Raw genomic sequence first — 26,981 nt, 5'->3', positions numbered from 1 at the left:
TCAGCCTGAAACATCACAGCCCGGGGCCTCGCCCTGGGTGGAAGAACCAATTCCTGCCGGCAGGCTGAAAGCCTGAGACAGACTCTACGTCTTCTGATTTCAAAAACGTTTTGGACAGACATGGCCTAAATATTTAAAACACAAACTCCATCAAATAAGAAATCGATTATGATTAGCAGACGTAAGATGTTAAAAGCCCTCGCCGGAATTCCAATTCTTGGTACGCTGGCGACTACAGCTCAATTCAGCCCCCCCGATACACTAAATTCTAAAGCAGTGCCTAATCTTTTTGATGAACTCGGAATTGAGCCGATCATAAACGCACGGGGGACCATGACCTATCTTTCCGGCTCCCTCATGCTGCCGGAGGTTGTCCAGGCGATTCAATCCACCTCCCACGATTTTGCCAATATGTACGAGGTGCAGGACAAAGTTGGCGAACGGATTGCGGAGTTGCTTAACGCAGAGGCGGCGATGGTTACATCCGGGGCGGCCGGGGCACTGACGCTGGGAACTGCGGCCTGTATTACCGGTGATGATCCTGAAAAAATTGAGATGCTTCCGAATTTACCGGGCCCGCAGAAAGAGGTGATTATTCCCAAAGAGCACCGCTACGTATTTGATCATGCCGTGCGTTGCGCCGGGGTAAAACTGGTGGAGGTGGACGGACCTGAGGAGATGGAAGAGGCCATCAACGAAAATACCGTGATGGCGCTCTACTTTAACGGGGCGGCTTCTTGGTTTGGGCTGGAGGAGTACAGCATTCCTCATGAGCAGTTTGTAGCGATCGGCAAAAAGCATGGAGTTCCCACCTTTAATGATGCCGCAGCCGACGTAACTCCTGTCGAAAACCTATTTAAATACCAGGAGATGGGGTTTGATTTGGTCACATTCAGCGGCGGAAAGATGCTTCGCGGTCCCCAGAGTGCCGGGATTTTGTTGGGCCGAAAAGACCTGATTGAAGCCGCCAAACTGAATTTCAATCCGCATGAGTCCCCGATCGGACGCTCGATGAAAGTGAATAAGGAGGAGATCTTTGCGATGCTCGTGGCGTTGGAATCCTACCTCGAAAAAGATCACGAAAAAGAGTGGCAGGAATGGATCGACCGAACCGTAGAGATTACCAGAATTGTAGAAAGGGTTCCCACTGTTGAAGGCGAAACCCATATTCACGATGGGCCCGCCAATCACTTTCCGGGCCTCAAAGTACGGTGGGATCAAACAAGGGTTAAGATCTCCCCTACCGAACTGGCTGAACAGCTGCGAACCGGCTCTCCACGAATTGAAGTCGGCGGAAATGACGAGGAGTTGAATATTGCCGTTGTTACACTGAAACCGGAGCAGGTGTCGGTTGTTGGGGAAAGAATTAGAGAGGTTTTACAAGGAGCGGTTTGATCTTAATAAATCGGAAATGGGAAAATGGACATCCTAAATCGCTACATTAATATTCCCTGCCCATTTCAAGGTTTGGTTTGATATTCGATTCTCGATTTAGCGACGTAGCGATTTTCGATCTCATAGACGGTGGATTGTTAAATTGAATATCCTCCGTCCAAAGGACTTTAACACCGCAACCACCCCCGATCTGGTGCAAGTGTTCAGCGAGGCATCACTTGTACCAGTGGGATGTTTAAATCGGATCCATACACTTCATTTTACCGATATTTTTTACTTGTATGAACCATTTCCGTGTAATTCCTAACCAAATTCATTAAACCATATTATGTAAATTTCAGACATTTCAAATTTATATAACATTGTAGAAATACACTTTTTCTTGGTTTTTTAAGCACTTTAAAATAATATCAAGACTATTCGAACGGATTGTGAAATCCGTTAAATCATATGTTATTGCTCTTAAAGTCATCATTCCTTAACCCATCAAAGAAGTGAAATATTCAGGAATATTGGTTTCGAAAGTCATTCGTTCTTTGGTAACCGGGTGATTTATTGAAAGTTTAGCGGCATGAAGACAAAGTCGTTTAATCCCCTTTTCTTTTCTCCCATACATTTTATCGCCCACAACAGGGTGCCCGGTTTCTGCAAAATGGACACGAATTTGGTTTTTACGACCGGTTAAAAGGTTAACCTCTATCAAACTGTAATCATCGGATTCCTCTAGAACCTGGTATTCTGTTTTCGAAAGTTTTCCGGCTTCTGAATCTTTTCCCACAGAATATACCCGATGAATCGAATTCTGAGCAAGATAGGAGCTTAATATCCCTTCCTTTTTTCGAAGTTGCCCATTTATAACCGTGTAATATGTTTTGGTCGCTTTCTTCCAATTATCCTGAAGGTATTCTTTCGACTTCTCGCTTTTAGCCAGGATTAAAATTCCTGAGGTGTCTTTGTCTAGCCGATGTACAATAAAGACGCGCTTTCTGGATTTGGGATTTCCTTTTCGCACATAGTTGCCAAGCAAAAATTCAACGGTATTATCCCTCTCTTTGTCATTGGGGACAGTTAACAAGCCATATATTTTTTCGATGACGATGATGTCATAGTCTTCATACAAAATAGTAATTCCGTTGGGATGGTACCTTTTTGGAGATCCTTTAAATTTTTTTCGCTTTTCTTTCATGATTAAGGGTAGCAAATTTTGTAATGGGAAAAAGCCCTAACCTTTGAATAATTTAATACTAAACAACTTGCCGGTTAAGGACGGGGTGCGATGCAACTTGATTGCCAGGAATTAATTTCGCTACTTCAAATAAATCATAATCTCCGCGCCGCTTAAATGCCAAACCGTTATGCACCGGGGATTATGTTGCTTTAATTCACCTGTGTAACCTTAACTGTCATTCATAAACCATCTTTGATCATGAACCTAAAACTGGAAAATTGTAACTGTGTAGTCCTCGGCGGTAGCCGCGGGATCGGACGCTCTATTGCTACTGGATTGGCAGAAGAGGGTGCAAATGTAGCAATATGTGCACGTGGAGAGGAGGCGTTGCGAGAAACGGAGCTCGAATTACTTAAGGCTGAGGTAAAGACCTATGCAGCGACTTGTGATATCGCCGATTCGGAAGCCTTGGCTTCTTTCTTACAAGCAACGAAAGAGGCTTTCGGTAGTATCGATGTTCTCGTTCATAACGCGTCGGCATTAGCTCTTGGCCCGAATCTTGAGGACTGGAACGCGAGTCTAAACGTCGACCTGATGGCTGCCGTAAATGCTTGTAACCAAGTCATTCCATGGATGACAGAACAAGGTGGTGGATCCATTATTCTAGTTTCTTCTATTTCAGGATTAGAATGTGATCCAGCGCCAGATTACGGATACACCGCCGCAAAGGCAGCGCTAATTGCATACGCCAAAAAGCTGGGTGTTATGCATGCAAAGCAGGGAATTCGCGCAAACGCTATTGCTCCCGGATCAATTGAATTTCCCGGGGGAGTCTGGGCTAATACAAAAGAAAGCCAGCCGGAACTTTATGAAAGCGTAAAAGCAGGCATCCCGGCCGGGCGTCTCGGAACCCCGGAAGAAGTAGCGGATGTCGCAGTGTTTGTGGCCTCACCTCGCGCCCAATGGATAACAGGTGAATGTATCTCCGTCGACGGGTCACAGCACCGAGGTATGCGTTAAGGTACGGCACAGAAGTGAATCTTTAGCACAGGGCGTTGCACCGTTGCATAACCAGCGTTTCAACCGGATTTGGGCGCTAATTGTTTTTATTAAAAATTTTCAGAATTGCAGTAAATCATTCTTAAAATCACTTTAATAATCTTTAATGGCCAATCCGGTTAAAAACCAGACCATTAACCAAAAAAAAAGCGAGAAAAAGCTAAATGAATGAATTATGAATTCGGAAAACAACGAATCATTTAAATTCATAATAAGTGCATACCGAATGGCTCACACTATTTTATTATCTTGATTCTTTCCGAGATTTGTTAGTTATAAAAACTAGCTAATTTTCATATACAAGACCGTCCTAACATTTAAAATATGAGGCCTGAAACCTCTAATTATCGTTCTTTTCGGAATGAAATACGATAATCAAGAGATTACAAATGAATATTCCCATTCATTTATCTGACAATACCATCGCCGTTCTTCCATTCGCGAACAGGAGTGCAAGCGAGGAAATCGAATACTTTAGCGATGGAATCACTGAGGGGATTATCAATGCGTTGGCAAAGATTGAAGGTCTAAAGGTAACCTCCAGAACTTCGTCATTTTATTTTAAGGGCAAGCATATTCCCTCTCCGGAGATAGGAAAGAAGTTGGGCGTTTCCACATTGTTGGAAGGCAGTGTTCAATTGGTTGGGAATTCAATGCGTATCACAGCTCAGCTTATCGATGCTTGTGAAGATTTTCAATTTTGGTCTGAGACGTGGGACCGAACAATCGACCATATTTTTGAAGTACAGGATGAGATCAGTCTTTTGATTGCGGACCGATTACGTGAACGCTCCGGTCACTTCGAGATTCAGGATCATTTGGTAGAACCGAATACTGACAGTGTAGACGCTTACAAGTTATTCCTTAAAGGGCAGCAGAAGTTCAACAAATGGAACCCTGAAGATGTAAAGCAGTCGATGGCGTTCTATGAACAGGCGCTGGACATTGACCCAAATCTTGCTGAAGCAATGGTAGGTTTGGCCGATGCTTATAGTTTTCTGGCCTCTATTACGGTTATACCCTTTGAAGAAGGCTGGGGCAAGTGTGCTGAGCTAACACAAAAAGCTCTGAGCATTAATAACAAGTTGCCCGGTGCTTATTATCAACTCGCGAACCTGGCGTTATTTACAAAATGCAGCTACCGTGAAGCATTTGAACACGCCACAAAGGCCGTAAGCCTGGATCCAAACCACGTGGAGTCACAGCAGTTCACAGCGTTTTTATACAGCATTGCGGGTAAGAAAATGGAGGCCCATGAACATTTAAAACAAGCTCTAAGCATTGACCCGCTGTCACAGGAAACGCTGTTCTACAGTGGCTACATAGAGTATATGTCGGAGAATTTTTCAGAGGCTTTGAAGCAACTGGATGCGTGCCTAGAAGTCAACCCGATGAACATCCCTGTGCATACAGTTAAAACGATGTGCTTGCTCAAATTAGGCCGTTATGACGAAGCCATCAACTACTTCAATGACCTGCCATCAGAAATTGTGTTACGTAGTGAAAAAGCAGGCACAAAAGCATTGGCGTATGCATTGATGAAAGATAAAGTCAATGCCAGGAAATCGGCTGACGCATTGAATGTACTTGCCAAAGGCGATGATGGTTATACCGCGGAAACTTTTTGTTTTTTGCTCGCCGGAGCAATGGGCAGGAATGACGATGCATTTGCCTGGGTAGATGAAGGTATGAAATCAGGATCACCATTTTTGTTATTCCGTTATCCCGACCCGCTGATCAACCCTATTAAGAACGACCCACGTTATATTAAATATCATCATAAACTTTTTCCTGATGATGTGTTTAGCATAAAGAAGAGAACAGGCAATAAGAAAGCATTGCTTGATAAGGCATCGGCAGCAGAGACCAAGGCCAAATTACAAAACCTCATCGAAACCGAAAAACCTCATCTGAATCCGGATCTTACGTTACGCACGCTAGCAAATCAATTGGGTATTCATGCTAACCAACTTTCCTGGTTATTGAATGATAGTTTGGGAAAGAACTTCAATACATTCATTAATCACTATCGTGTTGAGGAGTTTAAAGCGTCGGCTCATCTCCCTGAGAATTCCCATCTCACCATCCTGTCTATTGCCTATGAGTGCGGGTTCAATTCAAAAACCGTATTCAATACCTGTTTCAAGAATGAAACAGGCCTTACTCCTAAAGAATTTCTAAAAGGGTAATTCAGTTTTATCCTCTTTTCGGTTCGGATATGAAATTCCGAACCTCTTCTTTGAGATTGCGGACCTTTTATAGGCGCCGATACTCTACATTAACTTTCGTAATCCTAAAAAACACTACGATTATGAAAGCAATGATCACAACGAGCTACGGCTCACCAGATGTTTTTAAATTAGAAAACGTGGCTAAACCCGTGCCTACCCCTAACCAGATGCTGATAAAAATTCATGCATCATCCGTAACCAAGGCAGACACCATGATGCGTACCGGGAAACCATTCATTGGCCGATTATTCACTGGGCTGAGGAAGCCCAAACACTCTATTTGGGGAACCGGTTTTGCCGGTGTTGTTGAAGCTATTGGTTCAGAAGTAACTCAATTTAAGGTAGGTCATCAGGTTTTTGGAGAAAGTCTTGACACCATGGGGACCTATGCAGAGTATATAGCGATTTCCGAGAACGGCATTGTTGCCCATTTACCTGAGAATCTGAGCTTTGAAGAAGCTGCAGGAATGTGCGATGGCGGCATTACATCACTTAATTTCCTGGTCAACCTGGGTAAAATCAAATCAGGACAGAATGTATTGATCAACGGAGCTTCCGGATCGCTGGGAACGGCCGCCATTCAGATTGTCAAGCACTTTGGAGCAGCAGTTACCGGTGTATGCAGCAGCAGGAACATCAACATGGTTAAAAAATTGGGAGCTGATCACGTTATTGATTAAACGAAGCAGGATTTCACTTCAAACACAAACAGGTACGACCTGATTTACGATACCGTAGGTGCACGATCGTTTTCCGAATGTCGCCCCGCATTGACCAAACAGGGTCTGTATCTCTCCCCTGTTCTTGGAATGCCGCTATTGGGTCAGATGATGGTTACTTCCATATTTGGAAAGAAGAAAGCGAAATTCTCTGCAACCGGAACTTTGCCAATACAGGAAACCAAGCGTTTACTGGACTTGCTTCTCGAGATTATTGAAGCAGGAAAAATGAGAGGAATTCTTGACCGAACGTATCCCCTGGAGCAATTGGCAGAAGCGCATCAATACGTAGACACAGGCCACAAAAGAGGAAATGTAGTTTTAAATCCAATTATATAATCTAAATAAATCCAACAATAATGAAGAAAAACAAGCAAACAAATTATATAGCCGCAGGAATCGCAATTGGAACAGCCATTGGCGCAGCGATAGGAATTGGCATGGGAAACCCCGGCATTGGTATATCTGTCGGGATTGCAATGGGTGCTTTTATCGGATATGCCAAACAACAAGACATCAACTCACAACAGAATAGTGAATCATAATTGAACATCACGAAAAAATGAGCTCATTATTCAAATCTGAACAAGGGAAGGAAGAAATACTTCAACTATACGATGCAAAGCTGGATAGCCTAAAGATTGAATACGAAACCTTAACGGTACAAACCAGTTTTGGAAAGACCAACTTCATAGCTATGGGAGATCCTGCGAATCCCGCTGTCATACTTGTCCATGGTTCAAATGGGTGTGCCCCTATTGCTCTCGAGACCTATGCTAATCTGCATAAAATGTTCCGGGTTTTTGCGGTGGATGTACTGGCTCAACCCAACAAAAGTGCCGAGACCCGCTTAAGTATGAAAGATGATTCCTACGGTAAGTGGATGAATGAAATCATTTCAACACTTAGGCTTGAATCCGTTATACTTGCCGGCTTTTCCTTTGGTGGATTGATCATTTTGAAAACACTGGAACATGATGAAGCTAAGATCAAAGAAGTGTACTTATCAGTACCTGCTTATATCGTAAATGGAAATCCATTAAAGGCCATATTCAAGGTGTTCATCCCTATGAAAAGATATATGAAGACCAAAAATATAGAGTATGTCGAAAAGTTTCTATCCAACCTTTTCACGTTTCGGGATGAGTTTGCTATCGAATTTCTTTCAAAAGTCTTTTTAGAATTTGAAATGGACTTTACACCGGTTCCCGTGATAGATGCTAATAAAGCCAGGGAAATCACAACTCCCATTACCATTTTCGCAGCTCAAAACGACATCATGTTTCCCGGAAAGAAAATGATAAAACGGGCTGATAAAATATTTCCATCGCTTAGAAAAAGCACGCTTCTGGAACATTCAAAGCATGTTCAAAACAAAGAACAAAATGAAATGATTGAACAGGAGATCATGAGATAAGGCGTGCCAAACATATGGTTAGCCGCAAACTTTGTAACCAATTAATACACTGACCGTTTAAGGGATTTGTCCATGGTGGCCTTGTAGAATATGTATTGGCTCTCTGACTTAATGAACATGAGTTCGATTTAAAATGAAGGCAAGGGCATTAAAAAAAGTCCCCTCCTTTTTAAGGAGGGGATTTAGGGGTGGTTGTGCCAAAGGCATCCCGATGGGAAAACCAATTGCTGTACAGTTTGAATGTATTAAATCGGAAGGCTACCTCCCCCTATAAAACACTTACACCCCGAAGTATCGAGGGCAGGCAGGAGGGGAGTGAAATAATCAAGACTCTATTGTCGAACTCACGTTAATCAAATAAAACCAAAAACTGATAAGAAAACGCCATGAATTCTATTTTAAAAACCAAAGGATTCCCAAAGCCAACTATGATTCCGGTAAATGGGATTGAGCTTGAAGTCTTTGAAGCAGGTGAGCAAAATGCAGGAAAACCCATAGTTCTCTGCCATGGCTGGCCCGAGCATGCCTTCACATGGCGGCATCAGGTTCCCGCACTTGTCCAGGGCGGCTATCATGTGATCGCCCCTAACCAGAGAGGTTATGGTAACTCTTCACGTCCGGCAGAAGTTACCGATTATGATATTTTACAACTGACGGATGATCTTATCGGGCTGCTCGATCATTATGGGTATGAGGATGCCACCTTTATAGGTCATGACTGGGGTGCCAATGTTGTTTGGAGTCTGGCACAACTACATCCGGAAAGGGTAAACAGAATTATCAACCTGGCTTTACCGTATCAGGAAAGAGGTGAAATTCCGTGGATTGAGCTGATGGAAAAGTATATGGGGAGTGACAACTATTTTGTTCACTTCAACAGACAACCGGGAGTTGCTGATGCTATTCTGGATAAACATGCACGTCAGTTTTTGCGTAATCTTTTCCGAAAGAACGTGCCTCCGGCCCCGCCTGATCCCGGAATGTACATGATCAATCTTGCCAAAGCTAACGAGCCACAAGGGGAGCTTGTCATGAGTGTACAGGAATTAGCTGTCTTCGTTTCTGCTTTCGAGTCATCAGGGTTTACCGGCAGCATTAACTGGTACAGAAACCTGGATCGAAACTGGCATCTCTTAGCCGATGTAAATCCGGTCATAAAACACCCAGCACTCATGATTTATGGCGATCGGGATATGATTCCGAAGTCTGAAAGATTACCGGAGTTTGTGCCCAATGTGGAAGTGGTAAGTTTAGATTGTGGGCACTGGATCCAGCAGGAAAAACCTGATGAAACAAACCAGGTGATTGTAGAATGGTTAGAACGACAGGGAAACGTCATTGCGATTGCAGAATAGGATAAATCAGGTTCAATTGATTTAGACCAGACCGCCAAAGAGGTAACTTTAACAACCACCATCAAAACACGAAATACATGAAAATTCAATTTATAATACTCTTATCTGCAATCCTATTTGGTGCCTGCAGTAGCCTCAAAAAATCTGACCTTACCCAACAGCCGACTCTTGAGGACTATCAAATTGGTGAACAATGGGTTTGGAAGTATAAAGGTGTCACTACCGAGGGGGAAGTCCGGTCGGATGGAATAGACACAAGAACAATCGTTCGTATGGATGAGGGTTTGGGCATGACCATTGAGAATGACACGATTCCCCTCATCGACATCGTGAAGCCGGATGAAAGCGAAACACCTAAGTACGATTGGCCATTGGAAGTTGGTAAAACATGGATATACGAAAACAACTGGACGAGTCAGGATGGTACTACCGGTACACAGAGTCACCAGGCTGAAGTGTTATCCTATCAGGAGGAAACGGTAGAAGCCGGAACATTTATGGCGTATACCATCAAATACACCGGTAATACTACGAATTCCAGAGGGTATAATGCAGATGAAGAGGAGATTTGGTTGTATGCTCCGGCTGTAAAAACCTTTATTAAACTGACTCAGTCTCAAGGTGAATTTTTGTATGTAGAGGAACTCATTGAATATTCTAAACCCAAATAAAGCCATTGGAAACAGTTGCTCCTTCATTCTTCAGACATCGTTGCCATATATCCACGGCATAAAGCAGACGCTACTCGCATTAACCTTGCTTGATATAAAGATTCGGGCTACTATTTAATTTATCAATAACCCGGAGAGTGCATTGTGCTGCTTATCCCGAAGTTATAATTCAATAACAACAGTGGATCGAATATGTTTAAGGAGAATATTTATTGGAAACAAATTCAGCCGTTCCTTCCGGAGCACAACAGAATCTCAGCTGACTGCCAACCTGAAGAAAAAACAATAATGTTCAATGGCGGTCAAATTCGGTATGATGAATATAAACCGAAGATAAACTCTGATGTTTCCATCGTCATTTTCCATGGTGTAGGGGGCAATGGGAGACTGCTCTCTTTTATCGCGGTTCCATTGGTTAAAGCTGGGTTTAATGTTCTATGTCCAGACCTTCCCGGTTATGGTTATACAAATATTCCTGGCACTATAGATTATGGTATGTGGATTGATGTTGGCTCATTCGTGGTAAACAGAGAAATTGAAAAAGGAAAAAAAGTCTATGTATTTGGGCTCAGCGCCGGTGGAATGCTTTCTTATAATGTTGTTTGCAATGTAAAAGAAGTGGCTGGATTGATTATTACCAACATATTGGATAACAGGTACCAGATAGTTAGAGATTATTCTGCAAAAAACAAATTTCAATCCCGGATCGGTATTAAATTGCTAAGTTTTCTTCCCATATTTGTACAGAAAAGAATGAATATTGCTGTTAAAGAAGTCGCAAATATGAGAACAATCGTTAACGACAAGAGGATCCTGAAAATACTGTTGAAGGACAAAGTTGGTTCTGGCAGCAGCGTTCCAATATTCTTCCTGCTGACAATGATAAACTCTGTGCCACTTATGGAGCCGGATGAGTTCTCTTTATGTCCTGTATTATTGGTTCATCCTGAAGACGATCGATGGACGCCAGTAGAAATAAGTAAACTTTTTTTCGATAAAATAAAAGCTCCAAAGAGAATCAAAATTCTTGAAAATGCCGGTCATTTCCCCGTTGAATCCCCCGGTTTACAGCAGTTGGAGATCGAGTGCATCAACTTTATAAAAAATGGTCTTCAACCCAGACGTAATGATGGCTGCCGAATATAACCAACTTCTACCACCCAATGCCGAGAACGATAGTCATAATTGCAAATAGTAGAGGCGACGCGGGTGAACACTGCCGTTAGGTACCTTTTCAATCAGACCAGTTCCAAGTCATCTTCTAATAATTTTCCTATCTGTTTTTTTGACCTCCAAGTTTGAGAGGAGCTGTTATCATTAAATTCAACGATATTTCAGGATCGCCTCCTTCTATATTGGCTATCTATATTGGCTATGCTTGATTGGCTGGAGCCGATTGCCGTGCAACTTGTTCCTGAGTTCAAACCCTTTTCCTGATTATTTTTTTTCGAGATTACTGATATTCAGTCGAATATCGATCTATGCTTTTTCTTCAAACGTCGGTTCTAAGAAATCCGCAGTCCTCTATGAATTTCTGAAAAAGAACTCGCGGCATCACTCTTGAGACTTGGAGGCAGGCCTGTTGCATTATCTCTATCATAATTACGCTTAGTTTCGGTTTTGTTTTTTGACTTCTATAATATTCTAGTGATTGTGCTCTGTATTTAAACAATTCTTGAGGATGTGAGATCATCACTGAATGAGGACTTAACTTTAATTAAATGAATTATCAGAGATATGCTGTTTTAATACATTTTTCTTGTATTTTTTTAATTTTTTAATTAAATGTGATATCGAAACATAATTTAGTTTCGCAAACAGACTAATAAAGCCTCATTAAGAAAGGCAGACTATTTGAGCGATAGAGTTTTGGTCGTTCTCAGTCTCTTGCTAAACCCGTTTGAAAGGGCAGCAAGATCGGCTGCACTCAATATGCAAATTAGGGTGCTGACCTATAGTTTCTACTCTGATCGTCCAAAGTTTTACTATCAGGTTCAATTCAGAATCTCTATTGGCAAAGCAAAATGGAACCTACGTTGGCAGAGTGGGCCAATTTGATTCATTTGAGTTGAAAGTCTTTTTTTGACGAGCTATCCGAGGGACTTATATACGCCCATCATGTACACCAGGGGTTTCTGAAAGTCGAATTATCGATATCTGTTGGTTTTTTAATACTGAATTACTAATACAATCTGAATCATAACTGAAAGAGACAGTATAATGATTAAGCGTATTCTACTTTGGACATTGTCCACACTCCTGATCCTTGTAATCCTGATAGCTTCATATGCCGGCATCACCTACTGGCGTGCCAGCAGCGGGCTGCCAGAGTGGAATGGCACACTTACCGCCGAGGGCCTCGACGGCCCCGTCGAGATCGTGCGCGACGAGCACGGCATTCCGTACATCGAGGCAACCACCGAGCGAGACCTCTACTTCGCGCAGGGTTTCGTGCATGCGCAGGACCGTTTCTGGCAGATGGAGATCACCCGGCGTACCAGCCAGGGCAGGCTCTCAGAATGGTTGGGCGCCGTTACTCTTTCTGCGGATCGCGCAGCACGCTGGTTTGACTGGCCGGCTCATGCTGATCGTTCCTGGTCTGCCGTACCGGACGAAGAGAAAATCTTGCTCAAAGCCTATGCAGCAGGGGTGAACGCCTGGTTGGAGAGTCCGGCCTACCGCCGCCCGCCGGAGATGAAGATCTTACACGTCCATCCAGAGCCGTGGCAACCTCAAGATGCATTTCACATCTCCTACCAGGTTTACCTTCAGGTCGCTGGCGGAGGCCCGGAACTGACCCGTGCACGAATTACCGCTGTCGGAGCTGATTCTGCTATTTATGACATCTTCGATTCGAGTGACCTGCCCACCCGCACCATCATTGAAGATTCGGACGGGTCTCAAGTAATGCAATCTACCATGCCGGTTAAAGAGCGATCCTTTTCAAATAGCTGGACAATTTCAGGCGAGCATACGGAAAGCGGCCTCCCGCTCATGGCCAACGACCCCCAACTTGCTCAAACCTTGCCCGGAACATGGCAGCTTCAGCATCATCGTGTGGGAGACCGTATTGCTGCCGGAGGATCCATGCCCGGACTGCCTGGAATAGTCGTCGGCCATAATGGATCGATCTCCTGGGGAGCAACGACCGCCTCTATCGATCCCGCTGACCTAGCCCTTCTCGAGGTTCATCCTGAAGATCCCAACCGATACCGTCGAAACCCGGATGCCCCCTGGGAGAGCTTTATTCAACGAGTAGACACAATACAGGTACGCTTTGGTTCAGACGTCGTAGATACGATTCGGTCTACACCTTACGGGCGCATACGTCCGCAGCGACCAGAAGTAACCCCCTTTACAAATCTGAACAATGTAGTTGAGGAGTTTCGTGATCTTACCTTCGACCACGAGAGCGGTTTTCCATTGGCGCCACTTCGCATCATGAGTGCCTCTACGGTTGAGGAGGGCATCAGCGCAAGTGAAGCCCTTACGTTTCCGCCCATGAATATTTCGTTTGCCGATACATCAGGTGCTATCGGCTATGTGGCCGCTGCCCGGATTCCGCAGCGGCCGGAGCAACACGCGCGCTTCGTAGACCTCGCGCCAGACGATGACAACGATTGGAGCTATCTGCCATACGAAGAGAATCCCCGTGTCGTCAATCCACGGAGTGGCCGCATCGTTACGGCCAATCAGCGCATAATAGGCGATCACTACCCACACTACCTGAGTGATTCCGGGGCACTGCCTTGGAGAACCCTGCGCATCCACGAGGAGCTCGATAATCGCAAAGTTCACAATATAGAAACGTTCCGGGCGATGCAGCAAGATGACCTCTCCCCCGTTGCACGTGATCTCATTCCTCTGCTATTAAATGTCGAGCCTGCTGATGCCTCCGACGCCGCCCTGTCCGACACCCTGCGTGGATGGGACTACCGTTTTGGCCTCAATAGTGCCGCACCCACAATTTTCCTGACCTGGACAGAGATGCTCAGCCGCCGCCTCATCGCGGATGAAGTGGCCGATATTTCGGACCGGTGGCGCGACCGAAATTACCTGGCGCTTATCAGAGCGCTGAGTGGCGAACGATCCGATTGGTGTGATGACACATCAACGGAGAACGTGGAATCTTGCGAAACGCTTCTTCAGAAATCACTGACAGATGCACGGCTTGAACTGGAAAAAGCATTTGGACAAACTATGGATGACTGGACCTGGGGAGCGACCCATCGGATGAAGCTTCCACATCTCGGATTTGCAGGGTTGCCCTTACTCGACAATATGTTTTCGAGGGAAGTGGTCATGCCGGGTGGACCGGAATCCCTCTTTTTAAATGCAGTGAGTCTGGCCAAAGCACCTTATTTCTCACAAGCAGCATTTAATTCGGCCTATCAAGGGATTTATGATTTGTCCAATCTGGATAGTTCTCTTTTTATGACGGGTGGGGGTTCGTCTGGCCACTTCAAGTCACCCTATTATAATAACTTCACGGAGATGTGGGTGCGTGGTGAGCGAATTAAGTTGAATCCAGAGGAAAGGGAAGAACAATATACTCTGATTCTTCAACCTGAAATGAATCAATAGCGATCATTTTGACAGTTGATTATTGTGAAACCGCGATTTTGAATCATAGAGTTGGCATACCATGAACTAAACTTTGTGCCGACATCACTTGCTGGTGTTTGAACCTCAGATGGTTTAGTGGAATGGTACCCTTACAATCAATGAACAGTACTCGAACAGGTTTATTGAACGAACAATCAGGACAGTCTTGAAGGAGGATATCCACAGGAATGAAGAACCTGTGCTATGACCAAAATAAAGCCTGATGTCTGTCTTTAGGATATTTAGAAGGCATTGAGCGTAACCAGCGGTTTGTTGAGTGCGTTTCCGAAGATGAATTTTGTGAAAATGTAGAGAACCTACCCCGACAGCCGTCGGGATCCGAAGATTGGATACTATCAAAGAAGCCGTAAAGCATCTGCCTGATTAGAAAAGGTACACAACCGGCGGCTCAAACGGACGATTTTGCGGTTTGGGAGCTTGGATAGTTGATCATACCGCCGTTTAACCGCCAAACTATTATTGGACTATACTAGCATCAAAGACTTGACAAAATCCTTCAGTGTTAGCTGAGGTTCGTATTTTAATTTCAGATTTGACTTCTTCATTTTATTCTCAATAGTTTAAAAAAAATACATGATTTAAACTTCATTACGAAGCAAAGATAACATGAATGGCATTGGTGTTATACCAATGATGGATCACATTCAGCTATAGTTGACCAAAGTGACTGCGTGATCCGTACTCTTGTCCCTTTGGAGATGTGATTCAACGACTTGCGAAACCAAATTGTCGGTTACCGTGTAAATATCAGTTTTACGTTGCCTTACGAGTGAAAACCCGTTCAAAAAGAATCTTAATGCAAATTGGCAACTTTCTATAGAGCGTAATAGCAGGTAACCGGGGAGAAGTTAGATTTTGTTAAAATCAATAAATCAAGAGGCTTTTTTATGAGCAGCAAAAAAATATTAAAAGGAGAGAAAAGCATGAATTTTAAGTACTTGTCAATTTTGATCATTGTTTGTGCAACTATGGCAACCTGTAAAACATCAAACAATTTAAAAATTGCTACAAAAAATAATTTTGATGGACAAGAAATAGAAATTAAAGTTACAGAGGGAGAAGAATGGGATCACAAACTAAAAATCATTAATTGGTTGCCCTTTATAAGAGTTACCAATCAACCACAAATTGCAATTTGGATTGAGGATTTAGATGGTAAGTATTTAGAAACCTTATATGTCACACAAGGAGTTGCTAAACAGGATTGGAAAAAAGCTCCAAGTGATCCTACTCCGAAAGAAGAGATTAGACGTCCTGAATCACTACCCCATTGGTCTCACCAAAGAGGAATAAAATATGACGATGGTTTATATTTGCCTACCAGAGATAATCCAATAGCAGATGCGATAACTTCACCGACTCCTAAGAAGAGCTTTATATTATCCAGTAAAATTGAAGCTAAAAGAAATGAGGTTTTCATAAAGGCAGAAATTAATCATTCCGGTGACTTTAATGAATATTATCACAAGAATCTTGATCCTGACAGTGAATATTATGGAGGAGGAAGATGGGGAAGCGGCCAACCTGCAGTCATCTATGCTAAAAAGATTAATTTGACAGATAATGAACAGAAATATTCATTAGAAATGATTGGCCACAGCAGTACAAACGGAGAAAATGGCAACGTATACTCTGATATTTCAAAATTAACAACGGCCAAAAGAATTGTTGAAGAGATAATTATTCATCTCAATTAACTAAAACAGAATTTTTCATCTTTAAAAACACTGTAAGCTGCAAGCTGGCGCATTAGCGGCGAAAAAGGCGCCACCAAACTGCTGGGCGTGGATCGGCAATTATCCTCGGGGGTTCGCTTTCAGCACTTCAAAAAAAGTGGTGTAAAACATTTCATTTTGTCGAACTATCGAATAAATGCCATGAGATTGGCGAAAAATACAATATACAAAATGTGCCGACCATCCTGATTTTTGACAGTGGCAAAGTGGTTAAAAAAATCAGTGGAGTGACCCCAAAAATACCATTGAAAATGTTTTGCAAAAATTGAATAGGATGCCTTAAAGCCATGAAAAATACAGCTCAAAAATAATTTTATTACACTGAAAATCCGGAATATTGGATGAAGAAAGGAGGATAGCATAGAATCAAAACAACTGACAATATCGGGTTATTTTCAGCACATTCGGTAAAAAAAAACAATATTTAAATACAGGTATATGAAACTGAAGAATGTATTGATTTTTACTTTTAAAAACGCTCTTCATCTCGGCTGCGATACTGGTGGTTTCCATCATCAGTATGATCCGGCCGCTTTCCGCAGAAGAAAACATCGCACAGGATGAAGGAACCATAATGCTTATGGAGTTTACAGTCACTACAGTTTATGCAATGGTGATCGGACTTGTTATTAAAAACACCAGGGGAAGCAGGTTACAACTCATACTGGTTTAATACTCACTTTTTATGGGGTTCAGACAGTAATCGGTCGGGCAGATAGAAGCCATTTTCTTCCTTACTCCTTTGGGCAAAAAGTGGAGAGCAGGGAGTGTTCCGGTTATGCAAATGCCGCTTAATTTTATCACATCTCAGTTCATTGTATGGGGAGCCGTAGCTCTTGTTGGAGTACCGGCTGCCGTTTTACTCTTTGATAAAAGAAATACGGAGAAAAGAATTCGCATACAATGGACTCCCGGGATGAGCAGCAGCGAGTGGTTGAGCAAACTTGTAGTTGTGGTCATTGTTTATGAATTGCTTTATTTTAGGTTTGGTTATTTGTAAGCTTTCCTATGAACATTCCTCACATTATCCCCAATTCTTATATGCCGGCTGATGTGAGAGTAATATATTTTTGGGAGACAATGAGTTCAACCTTTATTTTTGGTGTGCTCTTGTTCTGGTTATTTTCATTGGACGAAAGAAATAATCATGTCATTTATAAAACTTCACAGTTTTGAATAGACATATTTTATTGGATAAACTAACAGCAGGTATCGCCTCGGCTACACTGGGCAAACACAAATTCTTTTCGGCAAGCATCGATAGTCCCGATTTTAAGGAATTTATGGAAGATACTGAAGTGTCGGTAGCTTCCCTTGAAGAAGGCATTCATGAAGTTGAAACTAATACCACAATCGGAAAGTTGGATCCGGCCTTTTATGTTGCGCAATGGAAAGGGAAAAGTTATCCCACCATCATCTACCATCATGGCAACAACGAACGGCCCTATGACTTCAGCCGGTTTGCCAAAAACAGTTTTAAAAGCATTTTCATGGATTCCAAAGAACCCATTGATGCCAATTTAATTGCAATAAGAGCTGCTTTTCATAACAAGTCGTTAAAGGATTACCAGAAAAAAATAAGTCACCTGTCACATTTTGTTGGCATGCTCAGCGTTTCAGTCAAACTGATTGAAGCTATCATCAGCCTTTTGAAAGAAGAAGAGGCATCTCCCGTTTTGGTTTCGGGCATAAGCCTGGGTGGCTGGGTCACCAATTTGCATCGCTCCTATTTCAATTCAGCGGATGCTTATGTACCCCTTTTGGCCGGAGCTGCGCTGGATCATCTGTTTACCGATTCAGTATACCGGAAAATGGGCGGACGGATTGCCCGGGAAAATCCTGGTAAAATCCGGGACATACTCAATTTTGAGGAGGATTTTCAAAAAATTAAGGATGATAACGTATTTCCGTTGCTTGGTCGGTACGACCAGTATATTCAATATGCAAGGCAACGAAAATCCTACCAGACAGATAATATCAAAGTTCTGGAGGCAAGTCATGTAACCACCTTTTTAAAAGCCGGTAAATTGAAGTCACACATCATTGAGGTTTTAGAAAAAACAATGTAGTAAAATGTATCAGCCATGATGATTTCTGAAAGCGGAAAAGCAATTCAAAAAATACCACTGAAAATGTTTTGCAAAAATTGAACAGGCTGCCTAAGAGCCATGAAAAACAGCTGATTATTATCATATCTGTCCTAAACATTTTTTTAGAATCAGAAGACGTAGAGTCTGTCTCAGGCTTTCAGCTTTCAGCCTGAAACATCACAACCCAGGGCCTCACCCTGGGTGGAAGAACCAATTCCTGTCGGCAGGCTGAAAGCCTGCTGTTCCTCTTGGTACGGGATTAGAGATGACGACGTATTGGCTCAATAAAGAAATTTACTCTAAAGTAGATTAGATTTGAATCTACTCAATAGAACGATAGGCCTTATAAACGCTCCATTTTTTCTTTGTAGATGAAATGTTGCGTTTACATAACCAATGTTAGCGGTTTTATTAGCAAAACGGATGGAAGTATAGATTTGCGTCGATAAAAACAACGCCATCAATCGGATTCGAAATCACCTGGTTTCGGCTCTTCCCCCCCTGCAATTACAATTTTGGGTTTTAAGTTGGGTTAACAATCTCCGAACCGCTTATCCCGTGGCGTTAGTGCAAGCCTAATTATTCATAGTAATATACTTTGTCTAAAATATATTATACTGGTTATTGCCTTCGTATATAGCAGAATCATGATAAAGTACCTAAAATAAAATTGGTGGGAATCGTATGTCAAAAGATGAAAGAGGTGGTGCTGAACCGGTTGCAAAAGACGTGCAGAATGAAAAACTACAAACGTTTTTTAGCTGGATTACTGTAGTTATACTATTTGGTTTCGGAGTATTCTCACTTATCAAGTTAACAACAGTTCATGAGACCGAAGGTGAATTTTGGAAAACACTTATTAGAGAACAGTTCCCTGTTGTAATAGGATTGCCCATGGCAGGGTTAGGAGCGTTGTTTCTCACCCTGGTTTTAAGAATTTCAACGGGGCCAATAGAGTTTGAAATAGGCGGCGTAAAGTTTAAGGGTGGTGCTGCCCCAATTGTGTTTTGGATTTTTATTTTTCTATGTATTTCAACCTCGATTGGCTTGCTTTGGCAGTCCTAGTTGACATCTCCAAAAGAAACAGAAGACTTTTTAATTATCTTCATTATTAATTCCTAAAATCTGTAAACGATTTTTAGATCAAACAGTTCATAATTGTCATACGAACACCCGCTGTTTTTTTATTTCTCTAAAATCAGAAAACAGATGCAGCAAAGTTAGCATTAAGACCCATACGATTTGCAGCTGCTTTGAACTCAGCCGCAAGATCTCCACAAAATAGGAATTCGCCCGGATTAGCAATTGATATTAGATTCTCATCTAACGCAAACGGTTATGCATATCGTTGTAGTCATTTTAAATAACGACATCTTACAAAACCGTCTTAAAAAAAATCACAAGAGTCAAAACCCTTGTGATTTTTAAAAATGAACCGAAGCTTCAATGATTAAACTGAACTTCCCCCCAAAACTGAATCGAGTTGCATCTCTTTGAGTATCTTATCCTGAATTGGTTGGGTTAATTCGTTGATTTCATCAACGCCCCAAGTCATACCCACTACGGTTCTTGTCGGACGCTCACCCGCAGGCAGTTCTGCTAATTTCAAATAGGCATCTACAACCCACTGCGGATCGGGCGCATCATCGCTTTTAAGCATTTTATCAAACTCCTCGCCCATGGCTGATGGAACACCTGCCAGGTCACCATATGACTCCAATACAATGCTATGTTCAGGAGCTTTGCCTGACGCCAATAAGCCTGTGCCAAATGGACCCGGTTCAACCAAAACTACATCAATTCCAAAGGGAGATAACTCGTATCGGAGCCCCTGGCTATAGGCTTCGAGTGCATGTTTGGTTGCGGCATACGTACTAAAAAACGGTCCGGTAACACGCCCCACAAGGGAACTTGTATTGATAATCAGGCCTGATCCGGCATTACGCATAGAAGGCAACACCGCCTGCATGGTTCTAATCGCACCAAAATAGTTGGTTTCCATTTGAAAACGTGACTGTTCAACACTATACGCTTCGGTAATACCGATATACATGATCCCGGCATTGTTGATGAGAACGTCGATACTCCCTGCTTCCGCCAGGATTGTGTCCATGGCTGCTGTAACAGAATCATCGCTTGTCACATCCATATCCACTACGCAAATGTGTTCTGAGTATGCTTCCAGTTCTGCTTTTTTTTCTGCATTCTTGCCATCAGGATTACGCATCGTGGCGAATACTCTGTTGTATCTGTCGGCAAAATCTTTCGCAGCTTTTAAGCCGAATCCGCTGCTGCTTCCTGTGATGATTATATTTTTCATTTTGAATTTTTCTAAGTCTAAAATTTAAATTGAGGCGTATGAAAACGCCAGATAATTAAGTGCCGATGCAACGAGCCAGAATGCAGAAAATACGATACCGACATTTCTGCCATTTCTGGATACTTTAGAATGTTTAACTAAGAAAGGATAGGCGACTTCCACGGAGTGAAGAATACCGGGTGCCATACACATTGCGAGAGCTAGCGTAGAAATTGAATGTTCAGTCATGATCAATTTTCTTATAGTTGCCTGAAATTATTAGAATCCGAACATTCCGTTGTCATTCGCTAAACCTTCGGTAGGCACAGGCTGAATCACATCCCAATGCTCCACGGCTTTGCCATTTTCCATACGAAATAGATCGTAAAAGGCATTAGTAGTACCGTTCCATTGGCCCTCGCTTATCGTAAGAACAAAGTTTCCCTCACCCAATACTTTATGGATTTTGGTGTACCTGAACATGTTGTTTTGAGCCATAAGGTATTCCACTGTTTCTGTGATACCCGCTAATCCGTCTTTTATATCGGGATTATGCTGGTGGTAGTGCTCCGAACTGATATAGTCGGTAATCTTATCTGGGTTTTTCCCCATCAGAATATCTTCCACCAGAGACTTTGCAAGTGCCTTGTTTTCTTCGGTTTTATCAAGGTCAGTTGATTCGACAGGACCATCCGTCTGCGTCCTTCCGTTTGCGGTTTCATTTACAAAAGGGGTCATGGCATCCCAATGCTCAGCTACTTTGCCGTTATCGTCTAATCGGATAATATCAAAGGAGACCATCTCATCTGCCCCAAAAGGTTTGGCGTTTCTCCAGATGTTATGCATAAACACATAATTGCCATCCCGGAACATCCTGATGTTTTCGGCAGTGGTACCATTTTCTTGTAGAACAGGCAGCATTTGAATGAATGGTTCCAGTCCTGTCGGGATAAATGGATTGTGCTGGATGTAATTGTCATTTGCCAATTCACGCATTGTGGCTGGATCATTTTGAATAACAGCACCCAGGAAGGTGCTCACAGTTTCTTTTTTACTCATTGTTGACATTTTAGATTGTTGGATGTTGTTTGGTATTCTTTGTACTACAGCAAGCGATTAAACCTGTAATCAGAAGATTTTTACCGGTTTGTTTCATGCTTGAAAGTTTTTACTTTTGTTTTGCAAGTTAAAATAGTGAATAACTTGCATTTTGCAAGTAATATTTAATAAAATGTTAAAAAATGTCCCAGGATTTCAGATGTGATTGCCCATTTACCTCAGCCGTCGACATTTTAGGCGATAAATGGATGTTGGTTATCGTAAAGCAGATGCTAATCGAAGGCAAAGAAACCTTTAAAGACTTTACGGAAAGTGAAGAAGCCATTGCCACCAATATTCTATCGGACAGGCTCAAACTCCTGGAGGAACTGGGAATCATCCTCAAAACAAAACGGCCGGATAACAAAAAGTCTAATCTCTATCTTTTAACTGATAAGGGTTTGGCATTGATACCGGTACTTGTAGAGCTTGCAACCTGGAGCGATCGTTACCTCAGAGATATCCATCCAGGCATTGTTGATGGCGAAAAAATGGAATTATTGCGAAATGACAAAGCAGCTTTTGCACACGCATTGGAGAAAAATTACAGGAAGAAACTGGCTACTATTGAGTAGGCGCCGGTAAAAAATTCAGCAATCTCTTGAAAAAATTGATTGATGAACTGATCATTACGATTCTCCCGATTCTTTTGGGAAACGGTATTTCATTATTGGCAATGGGACTTCAGAGCAGCCTTTAGAATTTATGGATGTTGCTACTGCTGCCGGTATGCAGCGATACAAGGTAAAATCAATTGAATCGATAAAAACTGCCTGACCTGTAAATCTTTCGTTATCCATTCTCAGACTTTAAAGGAAGTTCTTTTCTCAAACCAATCTCGTACTTCTATCAATTCTATTGCAGCTTAAAAATAATGGTGATAGTATATTATCTAGGTTTATTCATTAATATTATCTATACTGAAAATGCTATTCTCTTGTTAAACATCTACTTGGCTCACCTCCTTTAACTCAAATAAAAAAAAGGGATAGAATTATGAAATCTATAAAATGTCTGGTATCAGCAGTTTTGTACGTACTCATGTTGGGCTTATGCTTACCTGTATTGGCACAACCAATAAGTATCTATCAATTTCGTCACGTATCTAATGAAGATATGTCCCAGTTTATGCATCGTGAAACTACATACTGGGAGAAAGTAGCTGAAAAAGCTGTTGAAGATGGTAACCTTCAATTTTGGGCAGTCCTGGTAAAAGTTGGCGGCTTCGATATTCCAAACTCTCCTAATGTACTCTTCATTAATACGTTTAATGATATCGATGCCACAGGTGGCATTTGGGATCCTTCAGCATTATTTCCGGATGTGCCCTATGAAAGTATGGATACCTTTTCAATGAGCAAAGTTATGCATACAATGTTTGTAAGAAACCAATATTACGTAGAGGCTGATGGTGTGAATCCAGATGAAGATATTAACTATGTGAACATGATTTTTCACGATACCAATTCTCCTGGAGCATTGATCGATTTGGAAATTGAGCATTGGGGCTCCTTTATTGAGAGTTCGATGAACGAGAATAAAACACCTCAAAAAGGGTGGGGAAATGCTGTCATTTTATCCCCTTCCGGGCCTGATATCAAAGCTACTACAATATCATACGATCTGTATTCAACATTGAAGGATGCTCTGGCTCCCACCTGGGCTGAGGGTACTGTTTTCCCTGATGAAGGCCTCGATCAAATTGAAGAACTGGAGATCAACCGACGTATCAGTAATATTTATCAAATAGTGACTGTGGTTAGTGCAGATATGGATAATTAATCACCAAAAAAATTACTCTTTTCAAAAGGCCTCCATTTGGAGGCCTTTGCTATGTACAGTTACAAGACTCATTATACTAAAACTCCCACCTGGTGCAAGTCTTAAACGAAGTGTCAGTTGTGAATCTTCTTCTTTAATGATTCTTAATTTGCCTGAATATCTTTTCATACATTAAGCTTATGAAACGACGATCTTTTCTCAAAACATCACTTCTCGGAACGGTGGGACTCGGTTTGAATGCATGTATTCAAACCAAAAAAACACATATCTTCACCCTCAGCTTTGACGACGGTTTCAAAAAATCATTCTACAAAATTGCTGATATTTATGATGAGCACGGCCTGAGTGCCTGCCTGAATATTATTGCGTCAGGGCATCTCCCCTCCTTTCAAAAAGTGGATGAGTGGATTCTTCCCGAACTGATGGGAAATTTTGATGACTGGAATGCCCTCCAGGGCCGCGGGCATGAAATTATGCCCCATAGCTGGCAACATCTGAACCTGGCTAATCAGCCGTTGGATGAAGCGAAGGAACTCATTGTTCGATGCCTGGATTATTTTGAAGAACATCTGGATGGATTTGATGCATCCCGTGCTGTGTTCAATTACCCCTTTAATTCGTCAACGCCGGAACTGGAACAGTTTACACTTACAAAAGTCCGTGCACTTCGATCGAGTGGGGAAACTGCGCTGAATGTAATACCAAGTTCTTCGGAGCCATTCCTAATCGGCTGCCAGTCCATGGGACCTGGTAACATCGATCATTGGGTGGAACAGCAGGTGAATGATTTTCTGAAAACTGATGGTGGATGGCTCGTGCTTAATGTTCATGGGCTGGATGACGAAGGCTGGGGACCGATGAGTACAACTTATCTCGAAAACCTGATTGCACGTTTGGTTCAGGTGGAAAAACTGGAGATCCTGCCGGCCGGTGAAGTTTTGAAAAGAACAGCCTCCTGAGAAAGCAATTTTATCTCATTTTCATTTCCATATTTTTTTTCATGCATCAGTTGTACATCTAATTTTCATACTTAAAAAGTATGTTACTGTTATAGATCCAAATAAATCTTGAGAGATCTTAGGGATTAAAAACAGTAAAAAACAAGAGAATAGATGACACCTGATGATCTGCTGAATAATGTTTCCCGCCGAACATTTCTAAAAATATCTGCTATCTGGACGGGTGGTGCCTGGATCGTGGGGATACCGGGGTTATCTTCTCAAAGCTACGATGTACTTACAAGAGAAGAAGCCGATATCATGGATCTGTTAGCAGACTGTATGGTCCCGCCTGATGATTTTGCCGGTGGTAAAGAAGCGGGTGTCACCAATTTCATCGATCAGCAGATCAGTAGAAACGGATATCTAACTGAAGACCGGGATCTATACAAAACCTGCCTTCCTGCACTAAACCGGACTCCTTTGAAAGAATATAAAAAGCACTTTCTAACACTTGACCGGGATGCCCGAATCGAATATCTCAAGAAGTTAGAACGTGGATTTTATGATCATTCTACGGCAGAAGAAATTTGGGAGCCATTTATACCGTCACATTTTTTTGCAAAAATGAGAGATCAATGCTTGATGGGCTTTTATGGAAGTCCCAAACATGGTGGCAACAATAACTATGTAAGCTACCGAATGATAAGATTTTAAAAGAGGGACAGTTCATGGAAAAGAAACGTGTAAATGCTGTTGTAGTTGGCGCCGGTGCCGGTGGTGGGGTAGCTGCCAAAGAATTGAGTGAAGCGGGACTGTCGGTTGTACTCTTTGAACGCGGTGGATTGGTGACACATGAAGATCATGGAAACGATGAACTGACCGCCCAAAGAAGTTTTCCGCTTGCTTGTGCTTTTGGCCCGGATAATGAGCGCTATCGAAGAGTCTACCGGGATCTTCAGGGAAACGAAAGGGTTGTACTCCCGAATGAGTGGGATTATCAAAACAATGCTGCCTGTGTAGGTTCCGGTACTGTCTGCTACGGTGCCATGGCATGGCGGTTTATGGAGGAGGATTTCAAAATGAAATCAACGTATGGAACTGTTGAAGGATCAACACTTGAAGACTGGCCCATCTCTTATGAAGACCTTGAACCCTATTATGAAAAGGCAGAGTGGGAAATCGGGGTGGCGGGAGATGATTCCATCAATCCGTATGCACCCTGGAGAAGAAAGCCTCATCCGATGCCTGCATTCCATCACAACAGGGAAGCAAGAATTCTTGAATCGGCTGCCAAAGATTTAGGATATCATCCATTTTCCATACCGATGCTTCGAAACTCAGTTCCATATAATGGCCGAAGAGTGTGTGCGCACGTTCGTCAATGTGTGGGATTTGCCTGCCCGGTTGACGCCAAAAACGGAACACAAAACACCGTGATTCCAACTGCCATTGAAACCGGAAACTGCGAATTGAAAATACACTGTAAAGTTGCAGAACTCCTCACCAATGATCAAGGCAGGCTGACCGGTGTCTCCTATTTCGATGAAAATGACCAAAAACAAATTCAACCGGCGGATATCATTGTGCTTGCCGCATCAGCAACAGAAACGCCCCGTTTGATGCTCAACTCTACATCGAAGCATTTTCCAAACGGTATCGGAAACCGGTACGACTGGGTCGGGCGCAATCTCCAGGGGCATGCATATTGCGGGGCTGACGGACTATTTGAACATGAAGTCTATACCGGGGAAGGACCCGGAGCAAGTGTAGCAATCTGTGATTTTAATCACCACAATGAAGGGTACGTGGGTGGTGCCATGCTTGCGAATGAATTTATTAAACTTCCCTATGCTTACAGTTCAGGTTACCGGCCTCCCGGAAGCGCTCGCTGGGGGCAAGAGCATAAAGATTTTCAGAAGAGATACTACAGGCGAAATGCCAGTATTCGGGGACCGGTCCAGGAGATGCCAAATTATGAGTCCAGAGTACAGGTTAGCAGGGAAGTTCGTGACCACTGGGGAATTCCCGTTGCAAAAATTTCGGGTTATAAACTGGATGAGGATATACAAACAGCAGAGTTTATCGCCGATAAAGCGGAAAAATGGCTGCAGGCAGCCGGTGCCGTTGAAACCTGGAAGAGCATTCCGGGCAAAGGGGTCAGTGGCAGTCAGCACCAGGCCGGTACGTGCCGTATGGGAGATGATCCTCAAACATCCGTAACCAACAAATACGGTCAGGTTCACGGGGTTGACAATCTTTTCATAGCTGACGGCAGTTTGCATGTAACAAACGGAGGATTTAACCCGGTTCTAACCATTATGGCATTAGGCTACTGGGTATCCGATTATATTGTAAAAGAGTGGCAGCACGGCAATCGTTTTTAATAGTCTTCAC

At 42.7% G+C, this 26,981-nt stretch carries 24 protein-coding genes and 1 pseudogene; 22 read left to right on the top strand and 3 right to left on the bottom strand.

Annotated features, from left to right (window positions below; genetic code table 11):
• Window positions 1-168 precede the first annotated feature (168 nt).
• The gene (locus L6773_RS15030) at window positions 169-1,395 is read left to right on the top strand and encodes an aminotransferase class V-fold PLP-dependent enzyme (RefSeq protein ID WP_237855264.1); all 1,227 of its coding nucleotides are present in this window, start codon (window positions 169-171) and stop codon (window positions 1,393-1,395) included.
• A 478-nt stretch (window positions 1,396-1,873) separates the two neighbouring features.
• Here L6773_RS15030 and L6773_RS15025 read toward each other — a convergent pair whose 3' ends face one another.
• Window positions 1,874-2,581, bottom strand: coding sequence for an RluA family pseudouridine synthase (locus tag L6773_RS15025; RefSeq protein WP_237855263.1), 708 nt, complete (start codon window positions 2,579-2,581; stop codon window positions 1,874-1,876).
• A gap of 240 nt (window positions 2,582-2,821) precedes the next feature.
• On the opposite strand from L6773_RS15025, the gene L6773_RS15020 reads away from it, so the two are divergent.
• From L6773_RS15020 to L6773_RS14950, 16 genes and pseudogenes are all read left to right on the top strand, one after another.
• A complete protein-coding gene (locus tag L6773_RS15020; protein ID WP_237855262.1) occupies window positions 2,822-3,583 on the top strand; it encodes an SDR family NAD(P)-dependent oxidoreductase in 762 nt (253 codons plus the stop codon).
• A 428-nt stretch (window positions 3,584-4,011) separates the two neighbouring features.
• The gene (locus L6773_RS15015; protein WP_237855261.1) at window positions 4,012-5,811 is read left to right on the top strand and encodes a helix-turn-helix domain-containing protein; all 1,800 of its coding nucleotides are present in this window, start codon (window positions 4,012-4,014) and stop codon (window positions 5,809-5,811) included.
• A gap of 122 nt (window positions 5,812-5,933) precedes the next feature.
• Entirely contained in the window at window positions 5,934-6,533 is a 600-nt protein-coding gene (locus L6773_RS15010; RefSeq protein ID WP_237855260.1) for an NAD(P)-dependent alcohol dehydrogenase, read from the top strand.
• A gap of 15 nt (window positions 6,534-6,548) precedes the next feature.
• Window positions 6,549-6,911: pseudogene (locus tag L6773_RS15005) on the top strand (zinc-binding dehydrogenase); the annotation flags it as partial.
• Between the two features lie 20 nt (window positions 6,912-6,931).
• Entirely contained in the window at window positions 6,932-7,117 is a 186-nt protein-coding gene (locus L6773_RS15000; protein ID WP_237855259.1) for a hypothetical protein, read from the top strand.
• Between the two features lie 17 nt (window positions 7,118-7,134).
• Window positions 7,135-7,989 carry an alpha/beta fold hydrolase gene (locus tag L6773_RS14995; RefSeq protein WP_237855258.1) on the top strand — a complete coding sequence of 285 codons (855 nt, stop codon included), beginning with the start codon at window positions 7,135-7,137 and terminating at the stop codon, window positions 7,987-7,989.
• 386 nt (window positions 7,990-8,375) lie between these two features.
• On the top strand, window positions 8,376-9,344 hold the full coding sequence (locus L6773_RS14990) for an alpha/beta fold hydrolase (RefSeq protein ID WP_237855257.1): 969 nt from the start codon (window positions 8,376-8,378) through the stop codon (window positions 9,342-9,344).
• Between the two features lie 77 nt (window positions 9,345-9,421).
• A complete protein-coding gene (locus L6773_RS14985) occupies window positions 9,422-10,015 on the top strand; it encodes a hypothetical protein (RefSeq protein WP_237855256.1) in 594 nt (197 codons plus the stop codon).
• 192 nt (window positions 10,016-10,207) lie between these two features.
• Window positions 10,208-11,161: an alpha/beta hydrolase gene (locus L6773_RS14980; protein WP_237855255.1), complete on the top strand. Its 954-nt coding sequence runs from the start codon at window positions 10,208-10,210 to the stop codon at window positions 11,159-11,161.
• A 1,074-nt stretch (window positions 11,162-12,235) separates the two neighbouring features.
• Window positions 12,236-14,599, top strand: coding sequence for a penicillin acylase family protein (locus tag L6773_RS14975; RefSeq protein WP_237855254.1), 2,364 nt, complete (start codon window positions 12,236-12,238; stop codon window positions 14,597-14,599).
• Between the two features lie 929 nt (window positions 14,600-15,528).
• Window positions 15,529-16,338, top strand: a complete 810-nt coding sequence (locus L6773_RS14970) for a T9SS type B sorting domain-containing protein (RefSeq protein ID WP_237855253.1) — start codon at window positions 15,529-15,531, stop codon at window positions 16,336-16,338.
• Window positions 16,339-16,436: 98 nt separating this feature from the next.
• The gene (locus tag L6773_RS21775) at window positions 16,437-16,646 is read left to right on the top strand and encodes a thioredoxin domain-containing protein (RefSeq protein ID WP_369431583.1); all 210 of its coding nucleotides are present in this window, start codon (window positions 16,437-16,439) and stop codon (window positions 16,644-16,646) included.
• A 251-nt stretch (window positions 16,647-16,897) separates the two neighbouring features.
• Window positions 16,898-17,050: a hypothetical protein gene (locus L6773_RS14965; RefSeq protein ID WP_237855252.1), complete on the top strand. Its 153-nt coding sequence runs from the start codon at window positions 16,898-16,900 to the stop codon at window positions 17,048-17,050.
• A 111-nt stretch (window positions 17,051-17,161) separates the two neighbouring features.
• Entirely contained in the window at window positions 17,162-17,377 is a 216-nt protein-coding gene (locus tag L6773_RS14960) for a hypothetical protein (protein WP_237855251.1), read from the top strand.
• Between the two features lie 190 nt (window positions 17,378-17,567).
• Complete coding sequence (locus L6773_RS14955) at window positions 17,568-18,446, top strand: alpha/beta hydrolase family protein (RefSeq protein ID WP_237855250.1); 879 nt, start codon at window positions 17,568-17,570, stop codon at window positions 18,444-18,446.
• 705 nt (window positions 18,447-19,151) lie between these two features.
• Entirely contained in the window at window positions 19,152-19,532 is a 381-nt protein-coding gene (locus L6773_RS14950; protein ID WP_237855249.1) for a hypothetical protein, read from the top strand.
• A gap of 385 nt (window positions 19,533-19,917) precedes the next feature.
• Here the strand turns inward: L6773_RS14950 and L6773_RS14945 are convergent, their stop codons facing one another.
• Together L6773_RS14945 and L6773_RS14940 are read right to left on the bottom strand one after the other, a co-directional pair.
• Window positions 19,918-20,787 (bottom strand): SDR family oxidoreductase, encoded by an 870-nt coding sequence (locus L6773_RS14945; RefSeq protein ID WP_237855248.1) that lies wholly within the window; start codon window positions 20,785-20,787, stop codon window positions 19,918-19,920.
• A 258-nt stretch (window positions 20,788-21,045) separates the two neighbouring features.
• On the bottom strand, window positions 21,046-21,825 hold the full coding sequence (locus tag L6773_RS14940) for a nuclear transport factor 2 family protein (RefSeq protein ID WP_237855247.1): 780 nt from the start codon (window positions 21,823-21,825) through the stop codon (window positions 21,046-21,048).
• Between the two features lie 182 nt (window positions 21,826-22,007).
• Here L6773_RS14940 and L6773_RS14935 point away from each other — a divergent pair, with 182 nt between their 5' ends.
• The 5 genes from L6773_RS14935 (at window position 22,008) to L6773_RS14915 (ending at window position 26,971) form a co-directional block, all read left to right on the top strand.
• Window positions 22,008-22,439: a winged helix-turn-helix transcriptional regulator gene (locus L6773_RS14935; RefSeq protein ID WP_237855246.1), complete on the top strand. Its 432-nt coding sequence runs from the start codon at window positions 22,008-22,010 to the stop codon at window positions 22,437-22,439.
• 421 nt (window positions 22,440-22,860) lie between these two features.
• Window positions 22,861-23,646, top strand: a complete 786-nt coding sequence (locus tag L6773_RS14930) for a hypothetical protein (protein ID WP_237855245.1) — start codon at window positions 22,861-22,863, stop codon at window positions 23,644-23,646.
• A gap of 179 nt (window positions 23,647-23,825) precedes the next feature.
• The gene (locus L6773_RS14925) at window positions 23,826-24,605 is read left to right on the top strand and encodes a polysaccharide deacetylase family protein (RefSeq protein WP_237855244.1); all 780 of its coding nucleotides are present in this window, start codon (window positions 23,826-23,828) and stop codon (window positions 24,603-24,605) included.
• Between the two features lie 153 nt (window positions 24,606-24,758).
• Window positions 24,759-25,301: a gluconate 2-dehydrogenase subunit 3 family protein gene (locus tag L6773_RS14920; protein ID WP_237855243.1), complete on the top strand. Its 543-nt coding sequence runs from the start codon at window positions 24,759-24,761 to the stop codon at window positions 25,299-25,301.
• A gap of 14 nt (window positions 25,302-25,315) precedes the next feature.
• Complete coding sequence (locus tag L6773_RS14915; protein WP_237855242.1) at window positions 25,316-26,971, top strand: GMC family oxidoreductase; 1,656 nt, start codon at window positions 25,316-25,318, stop codon at window positions 26,969-26,971.
• The last annotated feature ends 10 nt before the right edge of the window (window positions 26,972-26,981 follow it).

The sequence above is a fragment of the Rhodohalobacter sulfatireducens genome, from assembly GCF_022012475.1.
Classification (GTDB): Bacteria; Bacteroidota; Rhodothermia; order Balneolales; family Balneolaceae; genus Rhodohalobacter; species Rhodohalobacter sulfatireducens.
The sequence above is the reverse complement of the archived record's forward strand: the minus strand, read 5'-3'. Positions and strand labels throughout refer to the sequence as shown.